The 20,911-nt window shown below is 63.4% G+C and carries 19 protein-coding genes; 11 read left to right on the top strand and 8 right to left on the bottom strand.

Annotated features, from left to right (window positions below; genetic code table 11):
• Positions 1–131: 131 nt before the first annotated feature.
• The 6 genes from Q7C33_RS26530 to Q7C33_RS26505 all read right to left on the bottom strand — a co-directional run bounded on the left by Q7C33_RS26530 (position 132) and on the right by Q7C33_RS26505 (position 5,318).
• Entirely contained in the window at positions 132–797 is a 666-nt protein-coding gene (locus Q7C33_RS26530) for a response regulator transcription factor (RefSeq protein WP_039588789.1), read from the bottom strand.
• A 54-nt stretch (positions 798–851) separates the two neighbouring features.
• Positions 852–1,385, bottom strand: a complete 534-nt coding sequence (locus Q7C33_RS26525; RefSeq protein WP_407684408.1) for a PQQ-dependent catabolism-associated CXXCW motif protein — start codon at positions 1,383–1,385, stop codon at positions 852–854.
• A gap of 234 nt (positions 1,386–1,619) precedes the next feature.
• Positions 1,620–2,411 (bottom strand): ABC transporter permease, encoded by a 792-nt coding sequence (locus tag Q7C33_RS26520; RefSeq protein WP_407684407.1) that lies wholly within the window; start codon positions 2,409–2,411, stop codon positions 1,620–1,622.
• Entirely contained in the window at positions 2,408–3,139 is a 732-nt protein-coding gene (locus tag Q7C33_RS26515) for an ABC transporter ATP-binding protein (RefSeq protein ID WP_407684406.1), read from the bottom strand. The genes Q7C33_RS26520 and Q7C33_RS26515 overlap by 4 nt, the downstream gene beginning before the upstream one ends.
• Positions 3,136–4,125: a YVTN family beta-propeller repeat protein gene (locus Q7C33_RS26510; protein ID WP_249874727.1), complete on the bottom strand. Its 990-nt coding sequence runs from the start codon at positions 4,123–4,125 to the stop codon at positions 3,136–3,138. The genes Q7C33_RS26515 and Q7C33_RS26510 overlap by 4 nt, the downstream gene beginning before the upstream one ends.
• Before the next feature lie 26 nt (positions 4,126–4,151).
• The gene (locus tag Q7C33_RS26505; RefSeq protein WP_030140750.1) at positions 4,152–5,318 is read right to left on the bottom strand and encodes an ABC transporter substrate-binding protein; all 1,167 of its coding nucleotides are present in this window, start codon (positions 5,316–5,318) and stop codon (positions 4,152–4,154) included.
• 363 nt (positions 5,319–5,681) lie between these two features.
• On the opposite strand from Q7C33_RS26505, the gene Q7C33_RS26500 reads away from it, so the two are divergent.
• Together Q7C33_RS26500 and Q7C33_RS26495 are read left to right on the top strand one after the other, a co-directional pair.
• Complete coding sequence (locus tag Q7C33_RS26500; RefSeq protein ID WP_030140752.1) at positions 5,682–6,938, top strand: HAMP domain-containing sensor histidine kinase; 1,257 nt, start codon at positions 5,682–5,684, stop codon at positions 6,936–6,938.
• Positions 6,935–7,573, top strand: coding sequence for a response regulator (locus tag Q7C33_RS26495; RefSeq protein ID WP_030140753.1), 639 nt, complete (start codon positions 6,935–6,937; stop codon positions 7,571–7,573). Before Q7C33_RS26500 ends, Q7C33_RS26495 begins: the two co-directional genes overlap by 4 nt.
• A gap of 146 nt (positions 7,574–7,719) precedes the next feature.
• On the opposite strand, the gene Q7C33_RS26490 is transcribed toward Q7C33_RS26495, so the two are convergent.
• Together Q7C33_RS26490 and exaA are read right to left on the bottom strand one after the other, a co-directional pair.
• Complete coding sequence (locus Q7C33_RS26490) at positions 7,720–8,364, bottom strand: pentapeptide repeat-containing protein (protein ID WP_258647092.1); 645 nt, start codon at positions 8,362–8,364, stop codon at positions 7,720–7,722.
• A 149-nt stretch (positions 8,365–8,513) separates the two neighbouring features.
• Positions 8,514–10,370 carry a quinoprotein ethanol dehydrogenase gene (gene exaA / locus Q7C33_RS26485; protein WP_407684405.1) on the bottom strand — a complete coding sequence of 619 codons (1,857 nt, stop codon included), beginning with the start codon at positions 10,368–10,370 and terminating at the stop codon, positions 8,514–8,516.
• 252 nt (positions 10,371–10,622) lie between these two features.
• On the opposite strand from exaA, the gene pedF reads away from it, so the two are divergent.
• From pedF to Q7C33_RS26440, 9 genes are all read left to right on the top strand, one after another.
• Entirely contained in the window at positions 10,623–11,084 is a 462-nt protein-coding gene (pedF, locus tag Q7C33_RS26480; protein ID WP_030140756.1) for a cytochrome c-550 PedF, read from the top strand.
• 5 nt (positions 11,085–11,089) lie between these two features.
• Complete coding sequence (locus tag Q7C33_RS26475) at positions 11,090–11,965, top strand: substrate-binding periplasmic protein (protein WP_030140757.1); 876 nt, start codon at positions 11,090–11,092, stop codon at positions 11,963–11,965.
• Between the two features lie 9 nt (positions 11,966–11,974).
• Positions 11,975–12,730 carry a quinoprotein dehydrogenase-associated SoxYZ-like carrier gene (locus tag Q7C33_RS26470; protein WP_407684404.1) on the top strand — a complete coding sequence of 252 codons (756 nt, stop codon included), beginning with the start codon at positions 11,975–11,977 and terminating at the stop codon, positions 12,728–12,730.
• 15 nt (positions 12,731–12,745) lie between these two features.
• Positions 12,746–13,684 (top strand): quinoprotein relay system zinc metallohydrolase 1, encoded by a 939-nt coding sequence (locus Q7C33_RS26465; protein ID WP_258647080.1) that lies wholly within the window; start codon positions 12,746–12,748, stop codon positions 13,682–13,684.
• Positions 13,685–13,968: 284 nt separating this feature from the next.
• Positions 13,969–15,744: a PQQ-dependent methanol/ethanol family dehydrogenase gene (locus tag Q7C33_RS26460; RefSeq protein ID WP_030138945.1), complete on the top strand. Its 1,776-nt coding sequence runs from the start codon at positions 13,969–13,971 to the stop codon at positions 15,742–15,744.
• 283 nt (positions 15,745–16,027) lie between these two features.
• Complete coding sequence (gene exaC, locus Q7C33_RS26455; protein ID WP_030138944.1) at positions 16,028–17,548, top strand: acetaldehyde dehydrogenase ExaC; 1,521 nt, start codon at positions 16,028–16,030, stop codon at positions 17,546–17,548.
• Positions 17,549–17,825: 277 nt separating this feature from the next.
• Positions 17,826–17,897 carry a pyrroloquinoline quinone precursor peptide PqqA gene (pqqA, locus tag Q7C33_RS26450; RefSeq protein WP_003243383.1) on the top strand — a complete coding sequence of 24 codons (72 nt, stop codon included), beginning with the start codon at positions 17,826–17,828 and terminating at the stop codon, positions 17,895–17,897.
• A 133-nt stretch (positions 17,898–18,030) separates the two neighbouring features.
• Entirely contained in the window at positions 18,031–19,188 is a 1,158-nt protein-coding gene (gene ercA, locus Q7C33_RS26445; RefSeq protein ID WP_030138943.1) for an alcohol dehydrogenase-like regulatory protein ErcA, read from the top strand.
• The gene (locus tag Q7C33_RS26440; RefSeq protein ID WP_407684403.1) at positions 19,172–20,542 is read left to right on the top strand and encodes an ATP-binding response regulator; all 1,371 of its coding nucleotides are present in this window, start codon (positions 19,172–19,174) and stop codon (positions 20,540–20,542) included. The genes ercA and Q7C33_RS26440 overlap by 17 nt, the downstream gene beginning before the upstream one ends.
• Positions 20,543–20,911 lie beyond the last annotated feature (369 nt).

The following is a 20,911-nucleotide window of genomic DNA, read 5'->3' as shown; positions in this document are numbered from 1 at the left end:
GGGCGCGAAGCGGCCCTAATTCCGGATTACTCGGTTCCACAGAAAGATCCAGGGGGCTGCTTCGCAGCCCAGCGGGGATAAATCCCCTCGCCACAGTTGATCTCTTTTCGCCACGGAGCGCGGGTAGCCAGCTACCGGCGCAAGTACGCCCCGAAATCGATATCCCCCGCACTGAGAATCGCCTGCACCCGGTTATGCACGTTGAGCTTGCGCAGGATCGCCGAGACGTGGGCCTTGACCGTGGTTTCGGCGATATCCAGCGTGTAGGCGATCTGCTTGTTCGATTCGCCCTTGGTCATGCGTTCGAGCACCAGCAGTTGCTTGCGCGTCAGGGCCTGGAGCAGTTCGGGCGGGAACGCCGGGGTTTCGTTCAGGCGCCGGCCCGTCGGGCTCTTCTGGGTGCGGATGATGTCAGGCGGCAGGTACACGTTGCCATTGAGGATCTGCTCGATGGCGTCGGTCATTTGCGAGCGCGGCGAAGACTTGGTGATGAAGCCCACCGCGCCATAGGTAATGGCCTGCAGGACGATCTGCTTGTCCTGCTCGGCGGAAACGATCACCACCGGGATGGTCGGCGCCTCGTTGCGCAGGTTGATCAGGCCATTGAGGCCGTGCATGCCGGGCATGTTCAGGTCCAGCAGGATCAGGTCCAGGTCGTCGTGTTCGCGGGTCAGCGCCAGGGCGCTGTCCAGGTCGGCGGTTTCCATCACCTCGCTGCCGGCAAAACCGTCGCTGATGACGTTGTGGATGGCTTCGCGAAACAGTGGGTGATCGTCGGCTATCAGGATTTTATACATGGCCATTCACCTCGTTATTGTCGTGTTGGGGCAGTTGCACGCAGGTCGCTCACATCAGGGAAAAGGTTCGGGGCGGGCGGCTTGCAGGGGCAGGTTGGCCGCCTCCCAGGCGTCGAGGCCGTCGCGGTACCAATACAAATGTTTATAGCCCATGGTCGCGGCGCGTTTTACCGCGTTCCAGCTCAACCAGCAATCCGAGCGGCAGTAAAAGACCAATGGTTGATCCAGGCGTTCGGCGGTGGCTTTGCGCAGGTGGAAAGTAAAGTAGTCCTGCCAGGTCGGATCCAGCTCGCCATCGCCCGTGTTGGCCAGCCACAGGCTGCCGGGAAGGTTGGCGTGGGGCTCGGTGTCGATGAAACGCCCCTGGACCCAGGGACGTCGGTAGACGTCGATCAACACCGGGGCGGGTGTTTGCCCGAGCAGGCGCTGCAAGGATTCGGTGTCGAGGGTTTGCGCGCCGTCGGCGGAGGCGGGCGTCGGGCTGCGGTATTGGGTAATGCGATAACCCTGTGGGGAAAACAGCGCGGTGTCGGCCTGAGCGACATTCAGCGCCAGGCCCAGCAAGACGATCGCCAGCAAACGGGGCATGGGATTTATCCTTTTTGTTATGCGCCCATTACATGCCAGGGTCGAGGTCTTGTGAATGCGACCATAGACAGGAAAACCGGTACTAAAGTAGTAATTTCCGGCCTGAAGACCCGCACATTGCCGTGTGGGAGCGAGCTTGCTCGCGATAGCGGTGGTTCAGTCAGCATTGATGTGTCTGGTCCACCGCTATCGCGAGCAAGCTCGCTCCCACAGGGGCCCTGTGTGCTGGACCGTTCAGCTAGCCTTGCGCAACGCCGCATGCTGCGGATTGAACGTCCACACCGCCAGCAGCGCGAACAGCAGCGTCAGCCCCACACACACGGTCATCGCCAGCAGGTTGAATTGCCCGTACAAGGCGAACCGCACCAGTTCCACGCCATGGGTGAAGGGGTTCACCGCGCACAACCAGTACAACCACGGGCTGGCCTCGAGCATTTTCCACAGCGGATACAGCGCCGAAGACAGGAAAAACATCGGGAAGATGACGAAATTCATCACCCCGGCGAAATTCTCCAGTTGCCGGATCGCATTGGACAACAACAGGCCCAGGGCGCTGAGCATCAGCGCCACCAACAACAGGGCCGGCAATACCAGCAGCAGGCCCATCGCCGGAGGCTGGACGCCGTAGAGCCAGGCAATGGCGAGGAAGGCGTAGACCTGCAACAAGGAAATCAGCGAGGTCGCGAGCAACTTGCTCGCCAGTAGAAAGGCCCGGGGCAGGGGGCTGGTCAGCAACACGCGCATGCTGCCCATTTCCCGGTCGTACACCATCGACAGCGAGCCTTGCATGCCGTTGAACAGAAGGATCATGCAGGCGAGCCCCGGCACGATGTATACCTCGTAGGGGATGTAGGTGTCGTAGGGCGCGATGATGGCGATGCCCAGCGCCGCCCGAAAACCGGCGGCGAACACCAGCAACCACAACAGCGGTCGCACCAGCGCGCTGAGCAACCGCGTGCGCTGCAAGACGAAGCGCAGCCATTCGCGCATCACGATGCCACTAAAACATTGCCAATAAGCATTCATGCGGCGACTCCCGAGGCGGTCAACCGATGGAAGGCCGAGCCGAGGCTACCGCCGTGTTCCTCGCTCACGTCTGCGGCCCGACCGCTGGCGACCAACCGGCCTTGATGCACGATCAGCAAGTCATCGCTGGGCTGCACTTCGTCGAGCAAGTGAGTGGTCCAGAGCACGCTGATGCCGTGTTCGTTGCACAACTGGCGAATATGCTGCCCCAGGGCCTGGCGGCTGGCGGGATCAAGGCCGACGCTCGGCTCGTCCAGCAACAACAGGCGCGGCTCGTGGAGCAGGGCGCGGGCGATTTCCACCCGGCGCCGATGCCCGCCGTTGAGGTTGCGCACGCGCTCGTGGCGCCGTTCCGTCAATTGTTGGCGGGCCAGCTCGGCGTCGACCCGCGCGCAGCCCTGGCGGCGTGACACACCGTGCAGCGCGAGGTGATAGCGCAGGTTCTGTTCGACGCTCAGGTCCAGGTCCAGCGTGCTTTGCTGGAACACTACGCCCAGCTGGCGCAAGGCCTGGCGCGGTGACGTGCGCAGCGAATGGCCGCCGACCCGGATCTCGCCGCGCTGCACGTCATACAGGCGCGTCAGCAGGGCTATCAGCGTCGACTTCCCCGCGCCGTTGGGCCCGAGGAGCGCGGCGAAGTGTCCGGCGGGCACGCTGAAATGGATCTGGCGCAAGGCCTCCCGGGCGCCGTAGGCGAAGCCCAGGTCGCTGACCTCCAAGGCGTTCATGGCGTCACCACCACGCCCCAGGGATAGCGTCCGACTTTCACCGACTTGAGCACCTTGCGGCTCTGGACGTCGATGACCGAGACATCGCCGCTGACGCCATTGGTCGCCAGCAATTGCTTCTGGTCCGGGGTGAACGCCAGTTGCCAGACGCGCCGGCCCACCAACAGGTAATCCAGCACTTCGAAGGTCTTCGCGTCGATCACCGCGACATGGTTGGCCGGGCCCAGGGCGACGAACGCCAGCTTGCCGTCGGCGCTGAGCTTGATGCCCACCGGTTGTACCTTGTCCGGATGCACGCCCTTGATCTGGAAGGTCAGGGTTTTCAGGACTTGGCGCGTGGCAACGTCGAGGATAGTCAAGGTGCCGCCGATTTCCGCCGAGGCCCAGAGCTGCGTGCCGTCGCGATTGAACTCGACGAAGCGCGGCCGTTGATCGACCAAGGTGTTGTCCGCCAACGTTTGGGTGCTGGTGTCGATCCAGTGCAGCATGTTGGTGGTCTCGCTGGTGTTGACCGCCCACTTGCCGTCGGGGCTGACGGCCATGCCTTCGGGCTCGACGCCCACGCCAATCTGGCCCAGCACTTCGGAGGTCTGGGTGTCGATCACCGTGACCAGGGCATCGTCTTCGTTGGAAACATAGAGCCAGCGATCGTTGGGGTGCAGGGCGAATTGTTCCGGGTCCTTGCCGGACGGCAGCTCCTTGATGATCTTGCGGGTGGCGACGTCCATCACCTGGACCCGGTCCGAATCGCTGGCGCAGATGTACAACAGGCGGTTGTCATGGGACAGCAACAGGCCCCGGGGGCGTTGGCCGACCGGCAAGGTTTCGACGACTTCAAGGCTCTGCAGATCGATCAGGCTGAGGCTGTTGTCTTTTTCATTGGAGACCCAGGCAATGCTGGCCGCAGCGGGACCGGCAAGGAGCAGCGAGGCGCCCAGGGCGAGGGCTTGGCAAAGCAGAGCCGGGTTGAGCAGGGGGCGGCGCATGGCGTTTTCCTTATTGTTGTTATCGATCAGGGGTAGCGACAGCTCACTTCGGGTTGGTCGAAGCCCAGGCTGTCCATTTCGTTGGACGGATGCAGGAAACCGTCCTGGGGCGAGGTGCTGACCAAGGCTCGCGGCTGAACCAGGGGAATCGGTTGGCGCAACTGGCCGTTCCAGGGGCGATAGCTGAGCTTGCGGCCCTTGAATCCATCCAGCGGCAACTGATCGCCGAGGGCCAGTTGGCGAATCGCGAACGGGTCGTCCTGGCGCAACTTGCTGACGGCGGCGGCGATGCTGCGCACGGCGATCCAGGCGGCGAAGTCGCGGTCGTTCATCCAGCGCCCGGCCAAGGCTTCGAAGCGTTTTTGCAGTTGCGCCGCGCCGTAGGTCTCGACCGTCTTGTGCCAACCGGTGGGCGTCAGCCCTTGGGTGCCGGCCACCGGGCGCGGATACCAGGTCTGGTAGGGCACGTATTCGCCGAAGTCGCCGCGCTCGTCGGCCACCAGCACCACGTCGTATTCCGCGGTCTGGGTGAACAGCGGCATGTCGGCCTGGGCGCTGCGGCGCTGGTCGTTGTCGAACTGCCAGGCCTTCTCGGCGACGATCTTCATGCCGAAGCGCTTCATGGCCCGGCGCAATGCGGCGGCGTAGGCCTGGTCTTCGGGTGTCTGGCCGACGATCAGCAAGGCCCGCTGCCATTTGCGCACGACACTGAATTGGATCAGGGCATCGGCGAGGGTCGAGCGGTCGGGCAGGGTGTGCAAGACGTTGCCCGGGCATTCGGTGGTGCGCAGGCTGTCATCAGGGCTGCCAGCGTTGAAAAGCAGGCTGTCGGGGAGGGCGGCACTGAGCTGGCGCAGGCTTTCGCCCGGCGCATTCACCACGAACAGACGCAGGCCTTGCGCATGCTGGGCACGGGCGGCCTCCAGCAATGCCTGGGGGCTGTCGACGTTGGCACTTTCGAGGCGGTAGTCGTGCTTGAGAAATCGTCCGGTGCTGTTGCTGTCGATGATCGCCAGTTCGGCGCCGCGCAGCCCGGCATCGGAGGGTTCGGCGATGACGTTGGACAACAGCGGGCCAGGGTCGGGCCGGTAGCCGAGGTAGCCGATGCGCACCTGCAACGGCACGGCGTCGCCTGCCTGGGCGGTCGCCGCAGCCAACAGGTAAACCAGGGCGTAACTGACAAGCCGGCGCATGACGTCCTCCATTGCAGGTAGCGCCAGCATAGGAAGGCCGTGGTCCCGGGGAAATATGCAGAAAGTACCGCCGGGGCAGTACCAAGGTAGTAGCTCGCCCCAGGCGCCGGGGTTTTAGGATGCTTTCAATTGTCATTCATCAGGGAGCGGACAGACCGTGCGAATGTTCAAGACGCTGCTGTTGCCGTTGTTACTGATCCTGAGTTTGATCGGAGTGGATTGGCGTGCCCCGACCCCTGTGGGAGCGAGCTTGCTCGCGATGATGGCGGCACATTCAATATTGAGGCCGGCTGACCCACCGCTATCGCGAGCAAGCTCGCTCCCACGGGGGATCGGCGTGAGTCAGGGGGCGGAGCACTAGCCATGTCAGCCCTCTGGCGAATCAACCTCTGGGTCACGGCGTTCTTCGCCCTGGTCACCCTGGCCTGTGCAACCCTGCTGTTGCACCAGGCCACGGCGGATGTGCGACGGGAACTGCAATCGGCCGAGTCGGTGGTGCATTACCTGCGCGAGACCGCCCAGCGCGACCCGGCCAGCCTCCAATCGAGGCTGACTGGCAGCCTGCGTCATGTACGGGTGCGCTGGTCGGCACCCGGGGAAAATTCGCCAGCGCAAGAGCCTGGCTTGAACGCTTGGTTGGGGCGTCGACTGTTGGCCGATGGTCCTGCCGCCCAGGTCGTTGAATTGCAGGACGGACGTCGGGCCTGGATCGCCGTTGACCCCGTGGATGAAGTGGATGAGATCCTCGATTCCCTGGTGCAACTGCTCGGCGTTTGCGCGATGGCCTTGCTGCTCAGCTTGCTGGCGATTCGTTGGGCGGTGCGCCGGGGCATGCGCTTGCTGGACGAATTGCTGCAGGCGCTGCATCAGGTGTCCGCCGGGGATCTGCAGGTGAACCTGCGGGCAGCAGGCATTTCGGAGGCCCAGCGGTTGGCGGAGCATTTCAATCGGATGACTGCCGCCCTGGCCCAGACCCGGGCGGACAATGCTCGGCTGACCCAGGCATTGCTGGCTGTGCAAGAGCAGGAGCGCAGGTCCCTCGCGCAAACCCTGCACGACGATTTGGGCCAGTACGTGGCAGGCATTCGAGCGCGGGCCTGCCTGCTGCGGCTGGTGATCCACCAGCCGCCTGCGCTGGAGCAGACCGCCAGCGAACTGGAAGAACACTGCGATCATTTGCAGCAAGGTTTTCGCGCCTTGGTCAACGATTTGTACCCCGTCGTGCTCCAGCATCTGCCGCTGGGCGAGGCCATCGAGCTGTTGGCCCGGCAATGGCAGGACAACCACGGCATCGCCTGTCAGTTGCGGGTCGATGGCGCGCTACCGGCATTGGCCGGGCCGGACAAAGCCCACCTGTACCGCCTGTTGCAGGAGGCGCTGACCAACATCGCCCGGCATGCCGACGCCAGCCAGGTACGCATCCGCATGCAGCACCGCGCCGGGCGCCTGCGGCTATGGGTGCGCGATAACGGTTGCGGTGCCCAGCAGCCCGCCCGGGCCGGCGTGGGCTTGCATTCGATGGCCGAACGGGCCCGCAGCCTCGGCGGTGAGCTGCGGGTCATGAGCCGGCCCGGCGCGGGTTGGGCGCTGGACTTGAACATTCCCCTGGAGGCGTCATGAACATTTTGTTGGTGGATGACCACGCCGTGGTCCGGCAAGGCTACGCCAGCCTGTTGCGAGCAATGATGCCGGAGCTGCAGGTTCGCGAAGCCGCTTCGGGTGAAGAGGCGTTGAGCCAGGTGCAGGAGCAGGTACCGAACCTGGTGATCATGGACTTCGGGCTGCCGGGCATCAGCGGGCTGGAAACCACCCGGCGCCTGCGGCAGCGCCTGCCGCAACTGCGGGTGTTGTTTTTCAGCATGCACGATGAATTGCCATTGGTTCGCCAGGCGCTGGAGGCCGGCGCGGCAGGTTACCTGACGAAGAATTCGGCACCGCAAGTATTGGTGGAAGCGGTGCGGCGGGTGTTGGCCGGTCATGCCTATATCGAACAGGCCCTGGCGACGCAATTGGCTTGCGCGACCACCCGCCACGACAGCGATCCGCGCCTGCAATCGATGACCCAACGCGAGCTGGAGATTTTCGTCATGCTCGCCAAGGGCACCCCCGCGCGAACCATTGCCGAACGGCTGTGCATCAGCGCCAAGACCGTTTCCAACCACCTGACGTTGCTCAAGAGCAAGTTGCAGGTCAGTTCCCATGCTGAGTTGGTGCATCTGGGGATTGATATGGGGGTGGTGCGGGTGGCGGGGTGAAAGCAGGCGATGAAGATAATTGTGGCGAGGGGATTTATCCCCGCTGGGGCGCGAAGCGGCCCCTAGATCTACCTGGCATACCGAGTTGTCGGGTTTTAGGGCTGCTTCGCAGCCCAGCGGGGATAAATCCCCTCGCCACGGGGCGTTCAGCGCTCCCAAGAAGTCGGGCACCCGACACACCCCTGCATATTCGCATCCTGGAAATTCCCATAGTGCTGCCGCGAGCCCATCAGGTTGGCCTGCTCCAGATTACTTTCACCCAGCTTGACCTCTTGCAGATTGGCATCGCGCAGATCAGCGCCCTTGAGGTCGGCCTTGCTCAGCCAGGCCATTTCCAGGTCGGCGGCCTGCAGGTTGGCGTCGTGCAGTCGGGCGCCGGACAACCGCGCGAACTGAAGATAGGCCGCCGTCAGGTCGGCCTGCTGGAACTGCGCACCCTGGGCAAACAGGCCCCAGCCCTGGATAGCCTTCAGCGTGGCACCGCTGAAGTCCGCCAGGCGCAGATTGCTTTGTTGCAGGCTGGCTCGATTGAGATTGGCGCCCTGTAGCTGCGCTTTCTCGAGATTGGCCAGGTCCAGCCGCGCGTGGCGCAGGTCGGCATCGCGCAGGTCTGCGCCGGCGAGGTTCATCTTGCGCAGGTCCTGGTTGGCGAGCTTGGCGCCCCGCAGGTTGGCGCCGGGGCATTGGCTGGATTCGGCGATGGTGCAGCCGTTGATTGTCAGAGCGGTGTCGGGGTCATCGGCATGGGCAACGGCGCCGATGAACAGAAGCAGTAATGGCAAAAATTTCATGGCAGGAACTCGGTGTTAACTGTGGGAGCGAGCTTGCTCGCGATGGCGGTGGTCCAGCCGGCATTGATGTTGACTGACATTGCGCTATCGCGAGCAAGCTCGCTCCCACAGGGGGTGGTGGTGTGGGTTGGGGCCCAGGTGGGTCAGGGTTATTTCTGCGCCGTGGCCTTATCCCAACTCGGAATCTTGAACACCCAGAACGAACCACCCTGGGCCACTGGCTTGGTCAGTTCGGCCATGTCGCCGCCCCACAACGGCACGGCGCCGCCGTAGCCGACGGTCACGCCGATGTACTGCTCGCCGTCCTGCTCCCAGGTGATGGGCGGGGAGACGATGCCGCTGCCGGTCTGGAACTTCCACAGCTCCTTGCCGGTTTTCGCATCGAAGGCCTTGAAGAAACCGTCGCCGGTGCCGGTGAACACCAGGTTGCCCTTGGTCGCCAGCACGCCGGCCCACAGTGGCAGCGGCTCCTTGTGCTCCCACACCACCTTGCCGGTGGTGGGGTTCATCGCCCGCAGGCTGCCGACGTGATCGTCATACATGCGCTTGATCCGGAAACCCATGCCCAGGTAGGCCGAGCCTTTCTTGTAGCTGACTTCCTCGGTCCAGTACTCCTCTTTCCATTGGTTGCCTGGTACGTAGAACAGTCCGGTGTCCTGGCTGTAGGCCATGGGGTTCCAGTTCTTGCCGCCGAGGAACGGCGGCGAGACTTCCACCGGCTTGCCCTTGGTTTCTCCCGGCAGCGGCTTGGCTGGGCGCTGGCCGGGATTTTCCACCGGCCGACCGGTCTTCAGGTCGATGTGGCTGGCCCAGGTGATGTTGTCGACGAAGGGGAAGGCGTTCTGCAACTTGCCGTTATTGCGATCCACCACATAGAAGAAGCCGTTGCGGTCGGCGTGGGCGGTGGCCTTGACCACCTTGCCGTCCTTGTCCTTGTAGTCGAATAGCACCAGCTCGTTGTTGCCGGAGAAATCCCAGGCGTCGTTCGGCGTGTGCTGGTAGAACCATTTCACTTCACCGGTGCTTGGGTCGACACCCACCTGGCCGGAGGTGTAGAGGCTGTCGTAGTCATGCGGATTGCCGTCCTTGGCCGTGCGCGCCCAGGTGTTCCAAGGGCCGGGGTTGCCCGCGCCGACGATGATGGTGTTGGTCTCGGCATCGAAACTGGCGCTCTGCCAAGGTGCGCCACCGCCGTGGCTCCAGGCTTCGACCTTGCCGGTCTCGGTGGTCTTGTCGTCAGGCCAGGACGGCGCCTTCACGTCGCCGGTCGGGGTGCTGTCCTTGCCGTTGAGGCGGCCCATGTGGCCTTCGACAAACGGGCGCATCCAGACTTCTTCGCCAGTGTCCGGATCACGGGCGAACAGTTGCCCAACCACGCCGAACTCATCGCCGGAACTGCCGTGGATCAGCAGGACCTTGCCGCTGGTCTTGTCCTTGATCAGCACCGGGGCGCCGGTCATGGTGTAGCCGCCGGCGTGGTCGCCGAACTTCTTGTTCCACACCACCTTGCCGGTGTTCTTGTCCAAGGCGACGACGCGGGCATCCAAGGTGCCGAAGTAGATCTTGTCGCCATAGATGGCCGCGCCGCGGTTGACCACGTCGCAGCACGGGCGGATGTTGTCCGGCAGGCGGTGGTTGTAGGTCCACAGGCGCTTGCCGGTCTTGGCATCCAGCGCGAACACCCGCGAATACGAGCCGGTGACGTACACCACGCCGTCGCTGACGATGGCCTGGGATTCCTGGCCGCGTTGCTTCTCGTCGCCGAAAGAATAGGACCAGGCCGGGGTCAGCTTGAACACGTTCTTGTCGTTGACCTGGGCCAGCGGGCTCCAGCGTTGGGCGTTGGTCCCCATGCCGTATTGCAGCACGTCCTGGGTGGTCAGGTGATCATTGGCGATGTCTTCCCAGGTCACGGCGGCGTGCGCCTGGGTGCCCAGGGACAGGCCACCGGCAAGCAGCAAGGCAACGGCCAGGGAGGAGAGGGCGGGGCGGGTTTTTATTGTCATGGTGGGATTTCCCAGTGAGGTTTTGGCCTGACTAGGGTCGGGGCTCGCACGCCTCGTCCGATACGGAAAAAGTCCCGCCCTTGCCGGGAAGACTTCCCAGGCCGCCTGTCTTTGCGACTTGCGTCGGACGACCTGCTACCAAGGAACTAGACCGCGACCACCAAAGCAGCATTCGGCTGTAGGCACGCGGTTCCTAAGATGACGGCACGGCCTCTGCAAAGAGGTCTTGCGTGCAATTTCGAGGGCATAACAATGACAACAAAACGCAACGCCATCATCGCTACCGCATTGCTGATGGGGCTGACCGGCGCTGGCTCTGCATGGGCCCATGGCAACGTAGTGCCCCAGGCAGTGGAAACCAAAGGGCTGACGCCCATCAAGGACGCCAACCTGCCGGTGGACGCCGACGGTTGGGTTGCACAGAACCCTTATCGCAACTCTCCGGAGCGGGACAAGGCCGTGGAAATCGGCGCTTCGGCCTACAACCAGAACTGCGCGGCCTGCCATGGCCTGGAAGCCAAGTCCGGCGGGATCGCACCGGACCTGCGCATGCTCGACGCCGCCGAAGCCGGCGATGAATGGTTTGTCGAGCGCGTGCGCCACGGCGCGGTGCGCGACGGTCGCGTCTACATGCCGAAGATGGCCGATTACCTGAGCCAGGAAGCGCTGTGGGCGGTGCGGACTTATCTGGACAGCGTGCACGTCGAGGAGTGATTGCCATGCGCTTGTTCGCGTGGGTGATGTGCGGCCTGTTGCTGTGGGGCCCGGCGGTGCAGGCGCAGGTGCGCAGCTATGACCAGATGATCGCCGACGGCGAATTGAAGGTCGCGGTCTACAAGGATTTCGCTCCCTACAGTTTCGAAGACCAGGGCCAGCCCCGGGGCGTCGATGTGGAATTGGCACAGGCCCTGGCCAAGGCCATGGGCGTGCGGCTGAAACTGATCTGGGCGCCGCCCGGCGAGAAGCTCGACGATGACCTGCGTGACTACATCTGGCGCAGCAGTCCATTGCACGACCGGCAATTGGCCGACCTGATGATGCGCGTGCCGTACGATCACGACTATGTGCAACGGCGCAACGACATCGGTGAGCTGGAAAACGCCCAGGTGGTGATGTTCGGGCCGTATCAACAGGAATGCTGGCAGGTGGCGTATGACCGTCGCCGACTGGAGTCGGTGGGCAGCGTCGCGGTGTTCCAGCAGCACCCCATCGGCGTCGAAGTCGACAGCGTGCCCTCGTTCTACCTGACCTCGGTGTTCAACGGCATGCTGAGCGCCAAGACCCGCCATTACCCCACCGTCGCCAAAGCCTTCGGGGCCATGCAGGCCGGCGAAGTCGACGCGGTCATGGCGATGCGCGGGGAGATCGACTGGCAAGTGCATCAGGCGGCCGACCCGCAGTTGGCCCTCGCTGAAAACGCCTACCCGAACATGGGCAAGCAGCGCTGGGAGATCGGCATGGCGGTGCATGAAAGCAACCGTCAGTTGGCCTACGCAGTGGAAGAGGCACTGGAAGGTTTGATTCGCGATGGCACTCTCAAGACGGTGTATGCCCACTATGGCCTGCGCTACGAAGTACCCGAGATGTACCAATAGGAGCGCGGGATGAATTGGCGAGCGTTCGGCCTGCTGTTGGGTTGCCTGCCGTTGATGGCGAGCGCGATCGAGCCGGGAAAGGACCCGGTGCCGTCGGTGATGTGGGCCTTCTATCACAAACAGTTGCTGGCGGATGCGCCGTTCGTGTTCGACGAGCGGGTGCGGGTGCTGGCGCCGCCCTTTGCCGAAGACGCGCGCCAGGTGCCGCTGGAAATCGATGCGCGGGCCTTCACGGGCGACGTCGTGCGGGTGCTGGCCTGGGCCGAGCTCAACCCGCTGCCAAGAATCGTTGATTTCCAGCCTTCGGAGCGGGTGCTGCCGTGGCTGTCGATCCGTATTCGCATCGAGCAAGCGACTCCGCTGCGTGCCGCCGTGCAGACCCGCGACGGCCTGTGGCACGTTGGCTCGACCCTGATCGATGCGGCGGGTGGCGGTTGCACCGCGCCCAGCGTGGTGCGCACCCAACCGGGATGGGAAGAACACTTGGGCGAAGTGTTGGGCGGGCGTTACCCGCGTGGGGATTCCAATCGCCTGCGCTTGCAGATCGCCCATCCCATGGACAACGGCCTGGTGAGCGGCATCCCGGAGTTCTTCCTCAACCAGGCGCAACTGTTGGACGCCGAGGGCAAGCTGCTGGCGCGCCTGGAGCTGTTCCCGGCGGTCAGCGAAAACCCCAACCTGGGCTTCGATATCCAAGGCCCGGGCCAGACCCGCCTGGTGCTGCGCGACAACAGCGGCAACCAGTTCGAGGCGGCCATCCCCTGATCAAAGGAGCGCACCATGCGCTGGTTGTTGCTGGTCTGTCTTGGGCTGTGCCTGCCGGCATGGTCCGCCACCGATTATTCCCTCAAGCCGCGGCAGATCGCCGACGGCACCTGGTTGCTGGAAGGCAGCACGGATAATTTCGCCAAGGCCAACGGTGGCAACATCGTCAACACCGGGTTCATCGTCACCGAGGCGGGCGTGGTGGTCATCGACACCGGACCGTCCAGGCGCTATGGCGAGGCGCTGCGCCAGGCCATAGCCGCGACGACTGGTAAACCGGTGATCCAGGTGCTGCTGACTCATCATCATCCCGATCACGTGCTGGGCAACCAGGCCTTCAGCGACGTACCCATCGGCGCGTTGCCCGGCACCACCGACCTGCTGCGACAGCAGGGCGATGCGCTGGCGGAAAACATGTACCGGCTGGTAGGCGACTGGATGCGCGGCACCGAGGTGGTCTTGCCGACCCAGGCGCTGAGCCCCGGGACGCTGAAGGTCGGCGATCATTCACTGCGCCTGCTGGCGTTGGCCGGGCACACCGGCGCGGACCTGGCGATCCTCGATGAAACCACCGGCGTGCTGTTTGCCGGCGACCTGGTGTTTTACGAACGGGCCTTGACCACCCCGAACAGCCCTGGCCTGGATGTCTGGCTCAAGGACCTCGACACGCTCCAGGCGCTGCCCTGGAAGCAAGTCGTCCCCGGCCACGGCCCGGTGGCCAGCGATGCCCGGCCTTTCTCGCAGATGCGCGACTACCTGGGCTGGCTCGACCAACTGATGCGCGACGGCGCGGCCCGGGGCGACGACATGGCCGAGATGATCCGCAGCCCCATCCCCGAGCGCTTCGCCGGGATCAGCCTGAGCCGGTATGAGCTGATTCGCAGTGTCAGTCATCTTTATCCGCGTTATGAGCGGGTGGGGATGAAGCGAGTGGACACCCACGCCCCTGACTGAGCGCAGATCCCCGTGGCGAGGGAGCTTGCTCCCGCTGGGCTGCGAAGCGGCCCCCTATGTTTTTCACCTCCATATCAGTTTTGACAAACCCATTTTTAGGGCCGCTGCGCGCCCCAGCGGGAGCAAGCTCCCTCGCCACGGGGGGATTCGCTTACTTCTACATGTACCAAGGAACTAGAAAACTCAACACAGCGGGCAATTGTTGGCGGCGCCGTCGGGGCCAAGAATCTGTGGCAGACCGGGAAAATTTCCCGGGTATAACAATAACCGCAGAGGTAGCCGCCATGATTCATCCCGCACGTCGCCAGCCCTTCGCCGTGAACCTGCTGCTCAGTGCCATGCTGCTGTCCGGCTCGGCGTTGGCCGCCGTGACCGACCAGGAAATTCTCCAGGACCCGAAGAACCCGCAACAGATCGTCACCAACGGCCTGGGGGTCCAGGGCCAGCGCTATAGCCCGCTCGACACCCTCAACGTGAATAACGTCAAGGACCTGCGTCCGGTCTGGGCGTTCTCCTTCGGCGGCGAAAAGCAGCGCGGCCAGCAGGCCCAGCCGATGATCAAGGACGGGGTGATGTACCTCACCGGGTCCTACTCGCGGGTGTTCGCGGTGGATGCGCGCACCGGCAAGAAACTCTGGCAATACGACGCGCGCCTGCCCGATGACATCCGCCCGTGCTGCGACGTGATCAACCGGGGCGTGGCGCTGTATGGCGACCTGGTGTTCTTCGGCACCCTCGACGCCAAGTTGGTGGCCTTGAACAAGGACACCGGCAAAGTGGTGTGGAGCAAGAAAGTCGCCGACCACAAGGAAGGCTATTCCATCAGTGCCGCGCCGCTCGTGGTGAACGGCAAGCTCATCACGGGCGTGGCGGGTGGCGAGTTCGGCGTGGTCGGCCAGATCAGTGCGTTCGACCCGAAAAACGGTGAACTGCTGTGGACCCGGCCGACCGTGGAAGGCCACATGGGCTACGTCTACAAGGACGGCAAGGCCGTGGAAAACGGTATTTCCGGCGGCGAGGCGGGCAAGACCTGGCCGGGTGACCTCTGGAAAACTGGCGGTGCCGCGCCTTGGCTGGGCGGCTACTACGACCCGGAAACAAACCTGTTGCTGTTCGGCACCGGCAACCCGGCGCCCTGGAACTCCCACCTGCGCCCTGGCGACAACCTCTATTCCTCGTCGCGCCTGGCCCTGAACCCGGACGACGGCAGCATCAAGTGGCACTTCCAGAGCACGCCCCACGACGGCTGGGACTATGACGGCGTCAACGAACTGATCTCGTTCAACTACAAGGAAGGCGGCAAGGACATCAAGGCCGCGGCGACCGCCGACCGTAACGGCTTCTTCTACGTGCTTGATCGCACCAACGGCAAGTTCATCCGCGGCTTCCCGTTCGTCGACAAGATCACCTGGGCCACCGGCCTGGACAAGGATGGCCGACCAATCTACAACGAGGCCAGCCGTCCGGGCGCGCCGGGCAGCGAAGCCAAGGGCAGTTCGGTGTTCGTGGCGCCGGCGTTCCTCGGTGCGAAAAACTGGATGCCGATGGCCTACAACCAGGACACCGGCCTGTTCTATGTGCCATCCAATGAATGGGGCATGGACATCTGGAACGAAGGCATCGCCTACAAGAAAGGCGCGGCGTTCCTCGGTGCCGGTTTCACCATCAAGCCGCTGAACGAGGATTACATCGGCGTATTGCGGGCCATCGACCCCAAGACCGGCAAGGAAGTCTGGCGCCACAAGAACTTCGCGCCGCTGTGGGGCGGGGTGCTGACCACCAAGGGCAACCTGGTGTTCACCGGTACGCCTGAAGGTTTCCTGCAAGCCTTCAACGCCAAGACCGGGGAAAAGGTCTGGGAATTCCAGACCGGCTCCGGCGTGCTCGGCTCGCCGATTACCTGGGAAATGGACGGCGAGCAGTACGTCTCGGTGGTGTCCGGCTGGGGTGGTGCGGTGCCGCTGTGGGGCGGCGAGGTGGCCAAGCGCGTGAAGGACTTCAACCAGGGCGGCATGCTCTGGACCTTCAAGTTGCCGAAGGAGCTTGTGGCCAAGCGCTGAGTTGTCATTGAGCGGGGTGCTGCTTTTGTGGCGAGGGGATTTATCCCCGCTCGAGTGCGTAGCGCTCGCAGAGATTCTGGGGCCGCTTCGCAGCCCAGCGGGGATAAATCCCCTCGCCACAAAGGCAGCGCTCGTTCCCGCTCTTCGTGTCCTGAAAATCCAAACCTACGACCAAATAACGAGAGAGCCCCCTGCCAATGACGCATTCGTCCACCGCACGGGGCTCTCTACCATCGGCCTATCGCCTGTCCCGCGACAGGCATCGACCAGGCAGAGGCCCATCATGATCTACGCACAACCCGGAACCCCAGGCGCCGTCGTTTCCTTCAAGCCGCGCTATGGCAATTTCATCGGCGGCGAGTTCGTCGCGCCGGTCAACGGCGAATACTTCACCAACACGTCGCCGGTCAACGGCGAAGTCATCGGCGAATTCCCGCGCTCCAGCGCAGCCGATATCGACAAAGCCCTGGATGCGGCCCATGCCGCCGCCGATGCGTGGGGCAAGACCTCCGTTCAGGATCGTTCCCTGGTGCTGCTGAAAATCGCTGACCGCATCGAGCAGAACCTGGAAATCCTCGCCGTCAGCGAGACGTGGGACAACGGCAAGGCCGTGCGTGAAACCCTGAATGCCGACGTGCCTCTGTCGGCTGACCATTTCCGCTATTTTGCCGGTTGCATCCGCGCCCAAGAGGGCGGCGCTGCCGAAATCAACGAGTTGACCACCGCCTATCATTTCCACGAGCCGCTGGGCGTGGTCGGCCAGATCATCCCGTGGAACTTCCCGCTGCTGATGGCCGCCTGGAAACTCGCCCCGGCCCTGGCCGCCGGCAACTGCATCGTGCTCAAGCCGGCGGAGCAGACGCCGCTGTCGATTACCGTATTCATCGAACTGATCGCCGACCTGCTGCCAGCCGGCGTGTTGAACATTGTCCACGGCTTTGGCCGCGAAGCCGGCGAAGCCCTGGCCACCAGCAAGCGCATCGCCAAGATCGCCTTCACCGGCTCGACTCCGGTCGGTTCGCACATCATGAAGTGCGCCGCTGAGAACATCATCCCGTCCACGGTGGAGCTGGGCGGCAAGTCGCCGAACATCTTCTTCGAAGACATCATGCAAGCCGAGCCGGCGTTCATCGAGAAGGCTGCCGAAGGCTTGGTACTGGCGTTCTTCAACCAGGGCGAAGTCTGCACCTGCCCATCTCGCGCCTTGGTGCAGGAATCGATCTACGCACCGTTCATGGCCGAGGTCATGAAGAAAATCGCCAAGATCAAGCGTGGCAACCCACTGGACACCGAGACCATGGTCGGCGCCCAGGCGTCCCAGCAGCAATACGACAAGATCCTTTCGTACCTGGACATCGCCCGGGAAGAGGGTGCCGAGCTGCTGACCGGTGGCGCGGCCGAACGTCTTGAGGGCGATCTGTCCAGCGGCTATTACATCCAACCGACGCTGCTCAAGGGCCATAACAAGATGCGCGTCTTCCAGGAAGAAATCTTCGGCCCGGTGGTGGGCGTGACCACCTTCAAGGACGAAGCGGAAGCCCTGGCGATCGCCAACGACACCGAGTTCGGCCTCGGCGCCGGCCTCTGGACCCGCGACATCAACCGCGCCTACCGCATGGGTCGGGCGATCAAGGCCGGACGCGTGTGGACCAACTGCTACCACCTTTACCCGGCGCATGCCGCGTTCGGCGGCTACAAGAAATCCGGCGTCGGTCGCGAAACCCACAAGATGATGCTCGACCATTACCAGCAGACCAAGAACCTCTTGGTGAGCTATGACGTCAATCCGTTGGGGTTCTTCTGACCCCCGAAGCACTCACCGAGTGACTCCTGTGGCGAGGGAGCTTGCTCCCGCTGGGCCGCGTAGCGGCCCTTCTTTTCAGGCCCATATTGATGGTGTGGCTGCTCAATTGGGGCTGCTGTGCAGCCCAGCGGGAGCAAGCTCCCTCGCCACGGAGTCTCGCTGTTCCTGTAATACCAACGCACCCCACCCACCGCTTCGAAAGTAGCATTCGGGCCCTGACCGCCCCGTGCATTAATGAACCTGCCGGAATCGCCCGGTACAAGAAGAGGAAAGACCCATGTGGACTAAACCCGCGTACACCGACCTGCGTATTGGCTTTGAAGTGACGATGTACTTCGCCAACCGATGAGTGCCTGGCCCGGCTTGAAGCGTTCAGGCCGGGCTACCCATTGGTCGGATTGCATTAACGGCGGGATGCTTTAGGCTCAACGTATCCCTCGACAATAACAACAGGCTTACCCATGAGCCCCGCAACTGAAAAGATGAGCCTCAGCCCCCTGCGCAAGTTCGTTTCCCCTGAAATCATGTTCGGTGCCGGCTGTCGGCACAACGTTGGCAACTACGCCAAGACTTTCGGCGCCCGCAAGGTGCTGGTGGTCACCGATCCCGGGGTGATCGCCGCCGGTTGGGTCGGCGACGTCGAGACCAGCCTGCAAGCCCAGGGCATCGACTACTGCATCTACAGCGACGTCTCGCCCAATCCTCGGGTCGAGGAAGTCATGCTCGGTGCCGAAACCTACCGCGAGAACCATTGCGACGTGATCGTCGCGGTTGGCGGCGGCAGCCCCATGGACTGCGGCAAGGCGATCGGGATCGTGGTCGCCCATGGCCGCAACATCCTTGAATTCGAAGGCGTGGACACGCTGCATGTGCCCAGTCCGCCGCTGATCCTGATTCCCACCACGGCCGGCACTTCTGCCGATGTGTCGCAGTTCGTCATCATCTCCAACCAGCAAGAGCGCATGAAGTTTTCCATCGTCAGCAAGGCAGCCGTGCCGGACGTGTCGTTGATCGACCCGGAAACGACCTTGAGCATGGACCCGTTCCTGTCGGCCTGTACCGGCATCGATGCGTTGGTGCATGCGATCGAGGCGTTCGTCTCCACCGGCCACGGACCGTTGACCGATCCCCACGCGCTGGAAGCGATGCGCCTGATCAACAACAACCTGGTGCAGATGATTGCCAATCCGGCGGACGTCGCCCTGCGGGAAAAGATCATGCTCGGCAGCATGCAGGCCGGGCTTGCGTTCTCCAACGCGATCCTCGGTGCGGTGCACGCCATGTCCCACAGCCTGGGCGGTTTTCTCGACCTGCCTCACGGCTTGTGCAACGCGGTGCTGGTGGAACACGTGGTAGCGTTCAACTACACCTCGGCGCCGGACCGCTTCAAAGTGATCGCCGAGACCCTTGGCATCGATTGCCGTGGGCTCAACCATCGGCAGATCCGCACCCGGCTGGTGGAGCACCTGATCGCCCTCAAGCGCACCATCGGTTTCCACGAGACCCTGGGGCTGCACGGTGTGAGTACCTCGGACATTCCATTCCTGTCGCAACATGCGATGCATGACCCGTGCATTCTTACCAACCCTCGGGAGTCGAGCCAGCGGGATGTCGAGGTCGTCTATGGCGAAGCCCTCTGACGAGCAGCAAAAAGCCCTGGCCGGATTGCTGGGGCTGGGCAACCACTCGACACGCAAGAGTCATTATCCGGAACTGGCGGCGCGTCTCGATGAGCTGGAGCAGGCCCGGCAACGCTTGCAACAGCTCAACGATCAACTGGAACAGCGGGTGGCCGAGCGCACCGATGCGCTGCTGGAGGCCAACCACAACCTGCAGCAGCAGATCGCCCAGCGCAAACTGGTCGAGCAACAGTTGCGCGATGCCCGGGACGCAGCCCAAGCGGCCAACCGCAGCAAGGATAAATACCTGGCCGCCGCCAGCCATGACCTGTTGCAACCCCTCAACGCCGCGCGGTTGCTGATCGCGACCTTGCGCGAGCGACAACTGCCCAATGCCGAGCACGTGCTGGTGGAGCGCACGCACCAGGCGCTCGAAGGCGCTGAAGACCTGCTCGCCGACCTGCTGGATATTTCCCGGTTGGATCAGGCCGCCGTCAAGCCAGACCTCGCGCCTTATCGGTTGGATGAGTTGTTGGCGCCGCTGGTGTCCGAATTCCAGTCGGTGGCCGGTGCCGCTGGCCTGGAACTGCGCGTGCGGTTCGGCGACGAAGCGGTGCTGACCGACCTGCGGCTGATGACCCGCATCCTGCGCAATCTGTTGAGCAATGCCTGTCGTTATACTGACCAGGGCGGCATTCTCCTGGCGGCGCGGCGGCGGGGAGGGCACCTGAGCCTGGAAGTCTGGGATACGGGACGCGGCATCGCCGCCGATTGCCTGGAGTCGATTTTCCTCGAATTCAATCAACTGGACGTGGGACGGGCGGCGGATCGCAAGGGCGTCGGCCTGGGGCTGGCGATCGTCGAACGCATCGCCCATATCCTCGGCTATCGGGTGCAGGTGCGCTCCCGGCCTGGACGCGGTTCGGTGTTCAGCATCAACGTGCCGCTGTCCGCCGAACGGCCGCTGCCCATGTCCCAGGTTCCGGTGCAGGCAGTGGCCGGTAATCCGCTGCCGGGACGCCGGCTGCTGGTCATCGACAACGAAGTGAGCATCCTGCAAAGCATGGCGGCGCTACTGGAACAGTGGGGCTGCGAGGTGTTGACCGCCACCGATGCAGCGGCCGCCTTCGACGCCCTGCAAGGCCGCGCCCCTGAACTGATCCTGGCGGATTTCCATCTCGATCATGGGGTGGTCGGCTGCGAGGTGGTCAAGCATCTGCGCGAGCATTTCCAGCAGGCAATTCCCGCCGTGATCATCACCGCCGACCGCAGCGACCAGTGCCGCCGCGCCCTGCGCAAACTGAACGCGCCGCTGCTGAACAAACCGGTCAAACCAGGCAAGTTGCGGGCAGTGTTGAGCCAGTTGCTCGGCTAGCCAAGCCTTGCATAGCCCTCTGTGGGAGCGAGCCTGCTCGCGAAGATGTCAGGTCAACCGATGAGATCCGGCTGACACGCCGCCTTCGCGAGCAGGCTCGCTCCCAAGGTTCTTTTGTCGGCGTTTTTGTCAGGAATGCAAAAATGCGCTTCGGTCTGTTTGGTTCATTCTGTAAACTCCCCCCGCTGCGACAATCGGGCACGGCCACGGCAGGCCCGATCTAGACCGTTTTGCAGTGTCCCTCACCCAGCTGAAGCCAAGACCTACAAGAAGTCAGCGCCGGAGAGACATAAATGCGAGGCCGATTCGCTCGGCCCCTGTAGGTCCTTCCTCCAGTCCATTCGATACCCGTCCGCCGACCTGGCATTG

Source organism: Pseudomonas sp. BP11-1-1 (genome assembly GCF_052112105.1).
Taxonomy (GTDB): Bacteria; Pseudomonadota; Gammaproteobacteria; order Pseudomonadales; family Pseudomonadaceae; genus Aquipseudomonas; species Aquipseudomonas alvandae.
Note: the sequence above shows the minus strand (reverse complement) of the source record. Positions and strands in the feature narration are given on the sequence as shown.

Coding starts and splice junctions, on each gene's coding strand:
- Q7C33_RS26530 (WP_039588789.1), bottom strand. CDS start 797: ATGTATAAAATCCTGATAGCCGACGATCACCCACTGTTTCGCGAAGCC.
- Q7C33_RS26525 (WP_407684408.1), bottom strand. CDS start 1,385: ATGCCCCGTTTGCTGGCGATCGTCTTGCTGGGCCTGGCGCTGAATGTC.
- Q7C33_RS26520 (WP_407684407.1), bottom strand. CDS start 2,411: ATGAATGCTTATTGGCAATGTTTTAGTGGCATCGTGATGCGCGAATGG.
- Q7C33_RS26515 (WP_407684406.1), bottom strand. CDS start 3,139: ATGAACGCCTTGGAGGTCAGCGACCTGGGCTTCGCCTACGGCGCCCGG.
- Q7C33_RS26510 (WP_249874727.1), bottom strand. CDS start 4,125: ATGCGCCGCCCCCTGCTCAACCCGGCTCTGCTTTGCCAAGCCCTCGCC.
- Q7C33_RS26505 (WP_030140750.1), bottom strand. CDS start 5,318: ATGCGCCGGCTTGTCAGTTACGCCCTGGTTTACCTGTTGGCTGCGGCG.
- Q7C33_RS26500 (WP_030140752.1), top strand. CDS start 5,682: ATGTCAGCCCTCTGGCGAATCAACCTCTGGGTCACGGCGTTCTTCGCC.
- Q7C33_RS26495 (WP_030140753.1), top strand. CDS start 6,935: ATGAACATTTTGTTGGTGGATGACCACGCCGTGGTCCGGCAAGGCTAC.
- Q7C33_RS26490 (WP_258647092.1), bottom strand. CDS start 8,364: ATGAAATTTTTGCCATTACTGCTTCTGTTCATCGGCGCCGTTGCCCAT.
- exaA (WP_407684405.1), bottom strand. CDS start 10,370: ATGACAATAAAAACCCGCCCCGCCCTCTCCTCCCTGGCCGTTGCCTTG.
- pedF (WP_030140756.1), top strand. CDS start 10,623: ATGACAACAAAACGCAACGCCATCATCGCTACCGCATTGCTGATGGGG.
- Q7C33_RS26475 (WP_030140757.1), top strand. CDS start 11,090: ATGCGCTTGTTCGCGTGGGTGATGTGCGGCCTGTTGCTGTGGGGCCCG.
- Q7C33_RS26470 (WP_407684404.1), top strand. CDS start 11,975: ATGAATTGGCGAGCGTTCGGCCTGCTGTTGGGTTGCCTGCCGTTGATG.
- Q7C33_RS26465 (WP_258647080.1), top strand. CDS start 12,746: ATGCGCTGGTTGTTGCTGGTCTGTCTTGGGCTGTGCCTGCCGGCATGG.
- Q7C33_RS26460 (WP_030138945.1), top strand. CDS start 13,969: ATGATTCATCCCGCACGTCGCCAGCCCTTCGCCGTGAACCTGCTGCTC.
- exaC (WP_030138944.1), top strand. CDS start 16,028: ATGATCTACGCACAACCCGGAACCCCAGGCGCCGTCGTTTCCTTCAAG.
- ercA (WP_030138943.1), top strand. CDS start 18,031: ATGAGCCTCAGCCCCCTGCGCAAGTTCGTTTCCCCTGAAATCATGTTC.
- Q7C33_RS26440 (WP_407684403.1), top strand. CDS start 19,172: ATGGCGAAGCCCTCTGACGAGCAGCAAAAAGCCCTGGCCGGATTGCTG.